The organism is Eubacterium sp. Marseille-QA0814, assembly GCF_965119675.1.
Taxonomy (GTDB): domain Bacteria; phylum Bacillota; class Clostridia; order Lachnospirales; family Lachnospiraceae; genus Eubacterium_G.
Genome location: NZ_CBCPMG010000001.1, coordinates 2,450,216 through 2,463,437, shown reverse-complemented (window position 1 = coordinate 2,463,437; position 13,222 = coordinate 2,450,216). Strand labels below are relative to the sequence as shown.

The following is a 13,222-nucleotide window of genomic DNA, read 5'->3' as shown; positions in this document are numbered from 1 at the left end:
CATTTCAAGTGTGGTACTCACTTTCTTTGGAAACGTTTCCTATGAACTGATAGTAACACTTTTCGGAAACGTTTTCAATAATATTTTCACAAATAGAACACATTTCGACCTTTTATACAATAAAAGCTTATCTTTTTGTGCATTTTGCACATATACTGTAACGTTTTTATGCGTTTTTTATCTATTTACTATAGTTTTATTTTTTTTATGCAATGAATCTTCTGAAAGAATTTTCTATTTTTGAAAGCCTGTTACTTATGACATTCTTTCACACCCAATGGGTACCCGTCCGTAACTATTTTCTTTTCGCACTAGTGTGCATCCCTAGTGGAACGTTTTTTGGACAATGAGAAATTCTTTCCAAATTTCTCATTGCCCCAAAAAAATGAGCCGGTACTTAAGTACCGGCCCTTTAATGAGATTAAGTAAAATATATATTTAAGAACAGAGTTCTAAAATATCTTTTTAATAAATAATTGTTAATTACTGTTAATTATTTTTCATCATATTTCAATGCATCATATCCTGTATCACCTGTACGAACTCTCATTACATCTTCGACACTAGTAACGAAAATCTTACCATCGCCATAGTGTTCTGTATTAAGAGCTTTTCTTGCTGCTGCAACTACAAGTCCCGGATCAACCGTTGATACAACTATATCAACCTGAACTTTCTTATAAAGGTTCATTGTTGTTGACACACCTCTATATCTACCTGTCTTACCTTTTTCAGCTCCACAACCCATTACCTGAGATACTGTCATACCCATTACTCCAATGGCATTCATTGTATCTCTAAGAACTCCAAATCGTTCTTCAGGACATATAATAGAAATCTTAGTATATCTGCCTTCTGACTTATCACCTAATGTAAGTGGTGTAGGTTTAACATCTGATAAATCAACTGCCCCTTCACTTTCACCTGCATATGATGGTGCTGCTGGAAGGAAGTCTGCGTATGCTGATGCAAGACCATGTTCTGAAATATCCATACCAATAATTTCTTCTTCTGCTGTTGTTCTAAGTCCAATTGTATGTTTAATTAACTGGAATACGATTGTCATCATAATCGCTGCATATACATCAATTGCCACAATACCTAAAATCTGAATTCCTAATAATTTTGCTCCACCACCGTAGAATAAACCTGCGTATGCTGAACCATCTGCAAATGCCTGTACTGTATCACCTTTTCCTGTTGCAAATAAACCAACTGCGATTGTTCCCCAAACACCATTTGCCAAGTGAACACCAACTGCACCAACAGGATCATCAATGTGGAATTTCTTGTCTAAAACTTCTACAACTACATCTACTAAAATACCTGCTACAGCACCAATGATTAATGCGCCAATTGTATCTACTGAAGCACAACCTGCTGTAATTGCTACTAAACCTGCCAGTGAAGCATTTAAGCACATGCCTACATCAGGCTTACCATCTTTAATCCATGTAAAAATCATACATACTACTGTTGCTGTTGCAGGAGCAATTGTTGTATTCATAAAGATTGAAGCTAAACTGTCAACATTTGTTGCTGCTGCACCGTTGAATCCGTACCAGCCAAACCAAAGAATGAAACATCCTAAAGCACCAAGTGTAATTGAATGACCGGCAATAGCATTTGATCTGATTTTTCCATTTGATCTCTTTGTATATTTACCAATACGAGGACCTACAATAATTGCACCAACTAAAGCTGCCATACCACCAACTGAGTGAATTACTGCTGAACCGGCGAAATCTACGAAATTTAACTGCTGTAACCAACCATGTCCACCAAGGTTCCAAACCCAACCTGCTTCAATAGGATATACTATTAAACTGATTGCTCCTGAATAAATACAGTAGGCACTGAACTTTGTTCTTTCAGCCATAGCTCCTGAAACAATTGTTGCTGCTGTTGCACAGAACACTAACTGGAATACAAACTGTGACCAGTTGAAGTTACTGTAGTTTGTGAAAATATCAAGATTTGGAATACCAATAACACCCATTACATAATCCTCTGACATCATAAGTCCAAATCCTAATACAATGTACATAATAGTACCAATACAAAAGTCCATAAGGTTCTTCATAATGATGTTACCAGCGTTCTTTGCTCTGGTAAATCCTGTTTCAACCATTGCAAATCCTGCCTGCATAAAGAATACTAAGCCAGCACCAATTAAGAACCAGATTGCAAAACTACTGTCTGTAGCTGCCTGAATAATTTCTTTTGCGTCCATAATTTTTTCCTCCATTCTTTCAGTCATATTTTTTCTCTTAAACATTTGAATTGACTTTTTTCAAATGTTCATCACAAGATTTCTCTTGTGGGGAAACATTTTAAAGGGGTATGTTTTCCTTCTTACGAAATTCTTTTATTCTCCTAAAAACAAAAGAAAAAGGGAGCTAGACCTTTACGTCTGCTCCCTTGCATTTCGTTTAACAATGGCTATTATAACATCTGTTTTTTGTTTTGCAACAGTAAACCTGTCTTAACTAAAATTATTAAGACATTGTTTTAAGTATTTAACCATTTGTTTTATTTTATTAGTTTAGTTCTTTCTAACTTTAAGTTTGGGAATTATATTTCCTATTTCTTCATAAGAATCTTTTTATAACTATGCTCTATTTGAAATTATGCTAAAGTTTCCTTTACCTGCTGGTAAATTCCTTCTCCATCTAGCTTAAATTCTTTAAGTAATTCTACTGCAGGACCTGAATGTCCGAAAACATCCTGTACACCTAATTTTGTTACTTTTGTAGGTAATTTACTGCTTAATGCATCACATACAGCGCTTCCAAGTCCACCAATTACAGAATGTTCTTCAACTGTAACTACTTTTCCTGTTTTCTTAGCTGATTCAACAATAATATCTTCATCTAAAGGTTTGATTGTATGAATGTTGATTACTTCTGCATTGATTCCATCTGCTGCAAGTTTTTCTGCTGCCTCTAATGCATAGCCAACCATAAGACCTGTGGCAACAATAGTTACATCGCTACCTTCTCTCATTTTTACACCTTTTCCAATTTCAAACTTGTAGTCTTCCTTGTTAATAACAGGTGCTGCTAATCTTCCAAGTCTTAAATATACAGGGCCATCCATTTCATAAGCCGCTTTTACAGCCGCCTTTGTTTCAATATCATCACATGGACAAATTACTGTCATGCCTGGAATTGTTCTCATAAGTGCAATATCTTCGTTGCACTGATGTGTAGCTCCATCTTCTCCTACAGAAATACCTGCATGTGTAGCTCCAATTTTCACATTTAAGTGTGTATAACCAATTGAGTTTCTTACCTGCTCATATGCTCTTCCTGCTGCAAACATTGCAAATGTACTTGCAAATGGTACTTTTCCGCAAGTTGATAAACCTGCTGCAATACCCATCATATTTGCTTCTGCAATACCACAGTCAATGTGTCTTTCAGGATAAGCTTTTTTGAAAATACTTGTTTTTGTAGCTTCCGCTAAGTCAGCATCAAGAACTACAATATCATCATGCTCTTTGGCAAGTTCTACTAAAGCATTACCATAGCTTTCTCTTGTTGCGATTTTCTTTACTTCTGACATAATGCTTCACCTACTTTCTTTAAATCTTCCATTGCCACTTTGTACTGCTCATCATTAGGAGCTGCACCATGCCAATTTACTTTATTTTCCATAAAAGATACACCTTTTCCTTTTACAGTATTCATAACGATTGCTGTTGGCATACCCTTTGTTTCTTTTGCTTCATTTAAAGCCCTTCTGATTTGGTCAAAGTCATGTCCGTTAATTGTAACTACATGGAAATTGAATGCCTTAAATTTTTCATCAATCGGATAAGGTGAGCATACATCCTCAACTGTTCCATCAATCTGCAAATTATTGTTATCCACAATAAATACCATGTTATCTAATTTTCTGTGACCTGCAAACATTGCTGCTTCCCAAACCTGTCCTTCTTCGATTTCTCCATCACCTAGCATTGCATAAACACGATAGTCACTGTTATCCATCTTTCCGGCAAGTGCCATACCTACTGCTGCTGAAATTCCCTGTCCAAGAGAACCTGCTGACATATCAACTCCAGGTGTGTGCTTCATATCAGGATGTCCCTGCAAATATGAGTCAATCTTTCTTAAAGTTGTTAAATCTTCCTTTGGAATAAATCCTTTTTCTGCTAATACACCATATAATCCCGGTGCTGCATGTCCTTTTGATAAAACAAATCTGTCTCTATCCGGTTTGTTTGGATTTTTTGGATCAAGACCATTCATTTCTTCAAAATAAAGAAATGTAAGCATGTCTGCTGCTGATAATGATCCACCTGGATGTCCTGACTTTGCACTGTGTAATGCTGTCACAACATTCTTTCTCACTTCATTTGCAATTTTTGCAAGCTGTAAATTTTCCATTGTTACTTCCTTTCTTAAATATGAAAATTTTATATGTCTGAATTATACTAAATTTCAAAATCTGATTCCTGTAATAAATTAAGTCCGTCATTTTTTGACTTTGAACCAAATATACCTTTGAACTTTCTTCCCAACTTCTTGGTATGCGCAATGGCATTGTCGATTATTTCTTCAACATTGTCCTGTGAAATTCCCTTATTTGCTCCAAAATAATCATCTATTGCCTTATAAAATGCCAAATTGGCAAGTTCGTCCATTTCGTATCCTTTGTTCAATGCATAACGCTTTCCATATTCTACCCATTCCTCAATGTTGTATTCCTTGATTCTAACAATGTGATTAAATGTAGTTTCAAGTTTTGGATTCTCCTTAAGTAACTCTTCCATGCCATCTTCATTTCCTTCAAGAATAATAAGCATGTCATCTGTAAACATTCCACATCCATCTAACAGGCTAATAACAGTCATTTTTCCAAGTTGGTCTGCATTTTCGATAATTAAGTCACTGCCTACTAACTTGCCTAATACATATTTAAAGCCTTTTCTATTAAGCACTCGTGCATCAACTTTTGCAAGTTTTCTGTTTCTTCTACCACGTTTTCTGTTTACAAGTTTAATTAATTCAATGGCTAATGTTGTCTTTCCTGTTTTTTCATTCCCCATTATAATTACATTTCCATGTTCTGACTTACCATTTGGAGAATAATTAACAATCAATTCCTGTAAAACTTCTCTTATGTTAATCTCAAATCCTTCAACATTCAAGTAGTTTTTAAATTCTGTAAGTTCAGCTTCTGATAAAACATTCTCGCGAACAATATTATTATCCATTGTCTGGTCTTCTTTCTTTTCTGTCTTTTTATTTTCTGTTGCTTCTTCCAGTTCTGCCTCTGCTGTAGTAACTACTTTTTCTTCCGTTTTTGCTTCAGTAGCTGTAGCTGGTTCTTCCACATTTGCTTCTGTTTCTGCAGCTTCATCCGCCTCTTTTTCTACTTCAACGGTCTCTTCTATCTTTGCTTCTATATTATCAGCTTTTTCTTCTGTTCTCGTTTCAGTGTTAATGCTTTTGTTATCTGCTTTTTCTTCTGCCTCAGCAGTAGTTGCTTTCTCTTCCGATTCAACAGACTCTGCTTTTGCTTCTGCCCCAACTGATGTTTTCTTTTCAACCACCTGTGTTTTAGGAGTATCTATAATCCTATCTTCGCCTACCGGTGTGTCAAACTTTTGTTTGCCTTGAGCCTGCTTTTGCTCTTTAGACTCAACTTCAAATTCACCTTCCGGAACAATACCAGCACCTGCTAATATTTCAACTTTAGATGTTGGGTTTTCTTTAACTCTTACATCTGAGTCTTCCTGATTATTTGATACAACTTCCTCTGCTTCTTTTATTGCTTTTTGCAATTCATCGCGGGTTGGTAGTTTATCAGTCTTATATCCCATATCAGAGTTAGCAGCAATATTTTTGTACATCTTCTTCTGTCCTAAGTCATTGCTTTCATCTCTTGTTGGTGTTTTGTAGCCTAAATCAAGTGCCGGAACTTCACCTGTTTCCTCATGTAGTCCTTCTTCAATTTGTTCCTCTACCTGTGGTTTTACAACTCTGCTTACATTTGGTTGTTCTTCTTCACTTGAAGGAATCTGAATTTTTCCAAATATACGTGTGCTCCCCAAATCGTCAGGAACGATATTCTCAGTTGACTGAGCGTTTTTGTTTTCTTCTAAATCTTCTTCTAAAACAATATCGCTTTCATCAATTTCTATGTTATCATGAACACTTTCTTCTACCTTAATTGCATCATCAATTTCAGTGCCATCAACTTTTTCTTCTGTTTCATTTAATTCTTCTTTAGAAACCAGTTCATCATCAGACTCTTCAATAACACTTTCATCAATTGGAAGTATGCTGTCTTCTTGCTTTGCTTTAGAATTGCTGTCACCAACTTCTGCTGCCTCATTAATAATGTCAACTGCTTCTTTTACAGTTTCAGGTTTAAGAATTCCTCTTTCCTGAAGCTGTCTTAAAATATCACTTACATCATTAATGCCTGTTAATTTTTCAGTTCTTGATTCTTCCGGTTCAACCTGTTCTGAAACTTTCTCATCTGCCTGTGACCTAGGCTGTTCTTCATCGTTTAGCAACTGACCAACTGTAATGTCACCGTCATGTAAATCCGGTTCAAATTCGCCATTTTCAATTGTTCCCTTAACTGTTTCAGTATTGTCACTGTTTGTAACTTCAACCTGATCATCATTAGTTTTTGTTTCCTGCTGAGCTTCGTCAACAATTTCAGGTACCTTGTCATTCTGTGATGTTACTGAATCGACTGTTTCAGGTTCATCAGAAAGAATAATTTCTTCCATATCATCATCTTCACTTGAATTCAAATTAATAAATTCTTCTATATTCTTCTCTTCATTTTCAGCCTGCTTTGGTTCAACTTCTTCTGGAACACTCTCCTCTTCTTTTTCCGGTTTGATTACAGAAGCTGTGTCTTTCTGTATCATGTCAGGATTAATTTCAAAAGGTCTAAAAGTTCTTTTCTGTTTCTTATGTGATTTTTCTTCTGCTTTAGAAATAATTTTCTTTTCTTCAACATTTCCGTCTTCATCTAAGAACTGGATTTCATCCACAGTCTCTGAAGTTTTTTCAGGTTCAGGCTTCACTTCTTCTTTTGTCTGACCATTTTCATTACTTACTATTTCAGCAATAGTTGGTTCTTCAGTCATTTTTGGAGCCTCAACAATTTTAGCCTTCACTCCATCTTCTGAAATATCAGTAATTTCTATAATTTCATCCCCACTGTTTTCCGCCAGTGTTTTAGCCTTTTTCTCTTTTTCTTTTTTTATCTTTGCAGCCTTTGGATTATTGATTTTTTCTTTTAAGTCAGAGGCTTTCTTTACATATTTTCCTTCGGAGAACCATAAATTAATCTCATCGCATATATCAAGGCATTTGTCCTTTTTGCCGGCTTTGTAATAAAGTTTTGCCAACTCGTAAGCCCATTTTTCTTCCATGTCAAGATTTACATATTCTTCCAAAATATTAATTAACTCTTCAATAGGTTTTCCCTGAGCCTTTGCCATTCTATATCTTAGAATATATCTTGCAGTATCTCTTGGTGCCATTTCAATAAAGTCTTCATAATAGCTTCTTGCTGCAGCAAAGTCTTTTGTTTTAACAGAAATTAAACATAGCTTGTATGCAATAAGTCTACCTGCATTTGTATTTTCATAAGCAATTGTTAAAGCTTCTTTTGCCTCTTCAAAATTATGTGTCACCTCATAGGCATCTGCAACTAAACTTAAAATATTATTGTCTTTTATTCTCTTTAAATCTAAAGAATCTGCAATGTCAACTGCTCTGTCAAAATCCCTGCGTTTCATTGCATCCCTTAGCTCATCCATTTTTTGTATCTGTTCATTTCTATCCATTTGAATACCTCTTTGTTTTGACTTGTTAAACTGTTACACGTCCTTCTAATGCCCTTAGCAATGTAACATTGTCAATGCACTCTAAATCTCCTCCAACGGGAACGCCACTGGCTATTCTTGTAACTTTAATTCCCAAAGGTTTAACCACCTTGCTAATATACATTGCCGTAGCCTCACCCTCTACGCTGGAATTTGTAGCTATAATTACTTCATCAACATCATCTTTTAGTCGTTGAAATAATTCTTTTAATTTAATATCATTTTGCCCAATGCCGGCCATTGGATTAATTGCTCCATGTAAAACATGGTATACACCTTTGTATTCTCCTATTTTTTCATAGGCTGCCATATCCTTTGTTGTTTCAACCACCATAATTGTCTTGTGGTCTCTTTGATTACTGCTACAGATTGGACATACTTCCTGATCTGTAAGGGTACAACAGATTTTACAATATTTTACATTATTCTTTGCCTCTACAATTGCAGACGCCAAATCATGTACCTGTTCGCTAGGCATGTCTAATATGTGGAATGCAAGCCTTCCTGCTGTTTTGGGACCAACTCCCGGCAATGCTGAAAGCTCTTCTATTAACTTTGTAATGTAACCACTGTAGTAATCCATTAGAATAGACCACCCATTCCACCGGTAATTTTAGACATTTTCTGTGCTGATACTTCTTCGATTTTTCTAATAGCTTCATTAACTGCTGCCATTGTTAAATCTTCAAGCATTTCAATATCATCTGGATCAACTACTTCCGGATCAAATTTAATACTTGTAATTTCTTTCTTACCTGATATTGTAACTTCAACGGCACCGCCACCTGATGTTGCAGTGTAGCTTGACTCTTCAAGCTGAGCCTGTGCTTCTTCCATCTGCTTTTGCATCTTCTGTGCCTGCTTCATTATATTATTCATGTTTCCAGGCATGCCTCCCGGAAATCCTCCTCTTCTTGCCATTTAGAAATCCTCCTCTTCAACTTCCATTTTTATTTTTGAGACTACTTCCATAAAATAATCACCAAAACTCTGATTATTTTCTAATATAGTCATTTCAATTCTTACCTGTTTTTGTATTTCTTCACTAATCACATTAGTAAGCATCTCTATTACCTCAGGTTTATTACAACCTTCATAACCAATTGAACCTGCGTTAAATACAATTAGCAAGGTGTCTTCACCTTTGACGCTAAATCTTGCATCATTTAAATAAATCTTATATGGATTAGAAATGTGTCTCTTGATTCTTCCCCAATTATCCACAACTGCCTGTATGTCAGCCGGAACCGGTTTATCAAATACCTTCTTTTCCTTTGGCTTCTCCTGTGCCTGAACAGTAGGTTCAGATGCCACTTGCTTTGAAACAAAATCACCATTTTCTATTTTCTTCTCCATTAAAGCAATTCTGTTATTTAATGAACTTATGTCTCTCTCCATGGCAGGTTTAGTTAATTTAATAAATGCAATTTCTATTAACACACGTTTCTGTGATGAATATTTGATTTGTCCTGCCAATTCAGAAAAAATTCTAATATATCTCATAATTACATCTGTATCCACCATATCCGCTTCTTCTTTAAGAGACTGTATTCTCTCCTGGGAAGCATCTATAATTTCACTTGCTTCATCAGATGTTTTAATAAGCATCAAATTTCGTAAATACCAAATAAAATCATTAACAAACTGTCCTAGTTCACGTCCCTGCATAATTATTTCATCTAATAAATTAATACATGAAACAACATCACCGTTAATGATTTGTCTTGTAAGTCTGCTGAAAATCTCGTTATCAACAGCTCCTAAAACCTCTAGAACATTCTCGTATGTTAACTTCTGTCCTAAATAAAAGGCTATGCACTGTTCCAAAAGACTAAGTGCATCACGCATGGAACCATCTGCAGCTTTTGCCACATATCGAAGTGCCTTTTCTTCAACTTCAATATTTTCTTTTTCCATAAGTTCCACAAGTCTGTTTACAATAGTATCAATGGAAATTCTTTTAAAATCATATCTTTGACATCTTGATAAAATTGTAATTGGGATCTTATGTGGTTCCGTTGTTGCCAATATAAACAATACATATGATGGTGGTTCTTCCAATGTTTTAAGCAAAGCATTAAAAGCTCCAATTGACAGCATGTGAACTTCGTCAATAATATATACAGTATATTTTCCACTTGACGGAGTATACTGTATTTCATCTCTGATTTGTCTTATGTTATCTACACCATTATTTGAGGCAGCATCAATTTCTATTACATTCATGGAACTGCCTGAATTAATCCCCTTACATACATCACATTCATTGCAAGGACTACCATCAACAGGATGTTCGCAGTTTACGGCTTTTGCAAAAATCTTTGCCACACTGGTTTTACCTGTTCCTCTTGTTCCACAAAATAAGTAAGCATGTCCTATTCTGTTTGCATTTATCTGATTTTTTAAAGTTTGCACAATATGATCCTGACCCTTTACTTCATCAAAAGATGTTGGTCTGAATTTTCTATACAATGCTGTGTAAGACATGTTTTCTCCTTTACTGTAATATTTTTGGGCATAGTACACCCATTTGCACCTTTGGATACTATTATAAACTAAAAAAGTTTTCCATACAAGATGTTGGAAAACTTTTCTTTCTATAAAATATTTCAATTATAAATTAATACATTACATCAAGCCATGCAATATATCCCAGCTGTGTGTGGGCAAATCCAAATTTGTTATTCACCTTGCCGTCCACTACCATTTTTAACATAACTTTTTTTGCGTCATTGTTTGACTTACATGCAGCAATACAATTTTTAAGTCCGGACTTTAACTGTCCACCTAAGACATAACCTAATCCATACTTACAGAAAAATTATTCTGTAATATTTTTAAACTATTTTATATAAATGTATATTTTATATAAATCACATTGTCTCAAATTATCACTTTATTAAAGTCAAAAATTCTAAATTCAATTTCAGATAAAAAGAAGCTGAAACTTCTGATGTGACCCCAAAAAGTTAGACTTTTATTGCGTAACAGGTTTTAATATCTGTTACGCATTTTTTATGCAACCAAGAGGCTGAGTCTGTATTGGACTGGACTCAACCATCCTAGTTTTTCTTTAATTCTTTTTTCATTGTAATATCTTATATATTTTTCAATTTCAGTTTTCAATTCTTCATAACTGTAATAAACAGTTCCATAGTATATTTCTTGTTTAAGCAGACCAAAGAAATTTTCCATGACTGAATTATCAAGGCAATTACCTTTTCGTGACATGCTTTGAAATATTTTCTCTTCTCTAAGTCTATGTGAATAAGCTTTCATCTGATATGCCCATCCTTGATCTGAGTGAAAGGTCCTTCGAAATGGGCAGTCAGAAGTTACCTCAATGGCTTCATTTAGTGCATTCATCACATTTGCTGCTGAAGGACGTTTATCTATTCCATAACTTATTATTTCACCATTGAACATATCCATGAATGGATCTAAATATAGCTTATGCATTGTCATTTTACCTTTAGAATCTACTTCATAGTATTTAAACTCTGTTGTATCAGTTGTAATCTTCTGATGAGGTATATGTGTATTAAATCTTCTTTTGATTCTATTAGGAGCAACCGTTCCAATTCTACCTTTGTAAGAACTATATTTACGGCTCTTCCTCGTAAATGACATCACCTGAAGATTATATTTCTGCATAATGCGTTGAACCTTCTTCTTGTTCACGATATAGCCTTGATTACGGAGTTCACCACACATGCGACGGTAGCCATAATCTTTGTTACGTTTATGTATTTCATGAATCTTTTCTTCTAATTCTATATCTGGATTTTCTCTATCAAATCTTTTTTGCCAATACATATATGTTGCCTTTGGAAAACCAACAACTGCGAGAATGTCTTTTAGTTTGAATTCTCCCCGGAGGCTGTGGACGATTCTCGCTGTTTTTTCAGAAGAGCTTCCTCCTCTAAACGCAGCCTCCTCAGTTCTTTTAAATATGCATTCTCTATTCTAAGCTTAAGAATTTCATCTTCAAGTTCTTTTACATGTTCAGTACTGGTATCAACTGGAACTGTAGTTGTATCTTGTTCAATATTTAACTTTTTGTTTGATGTACCCAATGTTTTCTTGCGACCTTTCTTATGTGGTCTCAATGCATCAGGACCGGCGATCTGGAAATCATTTACCCACTTACAGATTTGAGAGGGATTATATATTCCTTCACGAAGAGCCAGCTCCTGATATGAGAGTTCACTTGTTAAATATAATTCTACAACAGAAAGCTTCTTTTCAAAAGAGTATTTATCTTGTTTTCGCGAACGCATAAGTCCTTTGTCACCATGAGTTTCATAATTCCGAACCCATTTCTTAATGTTTGACCAGGCAGGTACACCATATCGTTTGGCTAAGTATTCATAGCCACCTTCACCACTAAGATATGCTTCAACAACCTGCTTTTTGAATTCATAACTGTATTTTGCCATAAAAATACCGACCTCCAATCGTTAGATTTTTAGGTCTAACTTTTGGGGGTCGGTACATTCTAAATTAAAAGTTTCAGCTTCTTTTATTATTAATCCGCGCGATTTGCTTTGTGAATATCCCATAAGCGTTACCTTTACAGTTAGCTCGGTCTAGGCTTCCTCATGTCACACAAAACGATCTGCTTAGTGCTGCTTCATTCCTGACCTGACACGGTTCACAGGATTCTGTTGCATAAGACCCAAACGTCAACACCACTTATAAAGGGCAGCCCTACAAAATATCCCCTAGGCAAATCATCACCCCTGCTGTAGCGGATTGCAGGTACAGGGCGCCGCTATCTCCCCGGCTGCGCGGAAGTGTTATATCGTATTTTTTTACAATCGAGTTTAAGCATACCCTACAGGCATTTTTTTGTCAACCGCGATTTCTTAATTTTTTAAAAAAATCTTTCAACAATGTACTACATTCTTCTTTCATTATTCCTGACTCAATTTCAACCTGGTGGTTAAACTTATCTACCTGAAGAAGATTCATAATGGAACCTGCACAACCTGCCTTTGGATTCATGCAACCAATATAGACTTTTTTAATTCTAGCCTGAACTATTGCACCTGCACACATTTGGCATGGTTCAGTTGTTACATACATTTCGCAATCATCCAGTCGCCAATCATCCAATTTCTTACTTGCCTTCTTTATGGCATTTAGTTCGGCATGACTTAATGTATTCTTATCTGTCATTCTTCTGTTGTAGCCACGTCCTATAACCTTACCATCATAAACAATAACACAGCCTATAGGCACTTCTCCAATTGCCAGGGCTTTTTTCGCCTGCTCAATTGCCTGTTTCATATATTTTTCTTCCATTTGTAACATTCCTTACAGTTGTAATATTCCTTGCAGTTGTAGCATCCCCTA

9 protein-coding genes and 1 other RNA gene are annotated in these 13,222 nt (G+C 35.4%); all 10 read right to left on the bottom strand.

Annotated features, from left to right (window positions below):
* Window positions 1–493: 493 nt before the first annotated feature.
* The 10 genes from ACQY63_RS11305 to tadA all read right to left on the bottom strand — a co-directional run bounded on the left by ACQY63_RS11305 (window position 494) and on the right by tadA (window position 13,171).
* Complete coding sequence (locus ACQY63_RS11305) at window positions 494–2,233, bottom strand: ammonium transporter (RefSeq protein WP_022164844.1); 1,740 nt, start codon at window positions 2,231–2,233, stop codon at window positions 494–496.
* A gap of 395 nt (window positions 2,234–2,628) precedes the next feature.
* Window positions 2,629–3,567, bottom strand: a complete 939-nt coding sequence (locus ACQY63_RS11300; protein WP_022164845.1) for a transketolase family protein — start codon at window positions 3,565–3,567, stop codon at window positions 2,629–2,631.
* Entirely contained in the window at window positions 3,555–4,394 is an 840-nt protein-coding gene (locus tag ACQY63_RS11295) for a transketolase (protein ID WP_302690383.1), read from the bottom strand. Before ACQY63_RS11295 ends, ACQY63_RS11300 begins: the two co-directional genes overlap by 13 nt.
* A gap of 47 nt (window positions 4,395–4,441) precedes the next feature.
* Complete coding sequence (locus ACQY63_RS11290) at window positions 4,442–7,825, bottom strand: tetratricopeptide repeat protein (protein WP_412622022.1); 3,384 nt, start codon at window positions 7,823–7,825, stop codon at window positions 4,442–4,444.
* Window positions 7,826–7,850: 25 nt separating this feature from the next.
* A complete protein-coding gene (recR, locus tag ACQY63_RS11285; protein WP_022164848.1) occupies window positions 7,851–8,447 on the bottom strand; it encodes a recombination mediator RecR in 597 nt (198 codons plus the stop codon).
* Entirely contained in the window at window positions 8,447–8,785 is a 339-nt protein-coding gene (locus ACQY63_RS11280; RefSeq protein ID WP_117999774.1) for a YbaB/EbfC family nucleoid-associated protein, read from the bottom strand. Before ACQY63_RS11280 ends, recR begins: the two co-directional genes overlap by 1 nt.
* A complete protein-coding gene (gene dnaX, locus ACQY63_RS11275; RefSeq protein ID WP_428245240.1) occupies window positions 8,786–10,351 on the bottom strand; it encodes a DNA polymerase III subunit gamma/tau in 1,566 nt (521 codons plus the stop codon).
* A gap of 528 nt (window positions 10,352–10,879) precedes the next feature.
* A protein-coding gene (locus ACQY63_RS11270) for an IS3 family transposase (protein ID WP_428244771.1) occupies window positions 10,880–12,303 on the bottom strand; the annotation gives its coding sequence in 2 pieces (ribosomal slippage) (window positions 10,880–11,814 and window positions 11,814–12,303; 1,425 coding nt in all).
* 94 nt (window positions 12,304–12,397) lie between these two features.
* An RNA gene (ffs, locus tag ACQY63_RS11265) (signal recognition particle sRNA large type) lies at window positions 12,398–12,658 on the bottom strand.
* Window positions 12,659–12,718: 60 nt separating this feature from the next.
* Complete coding sequence (tadA, locus tag ACQY63_RS11260; protein ID WP_022164691.1) at window positions 12,719–13,171, bottom strand: tRNA adenosine(34) deaminase TadA; 453 nt, start codon at window positions 13,169–13,171, stop codon at window positions 12,719–12,721.
* Window positions 13,172–13,222 lie beyond the last annotated feature (51 nt).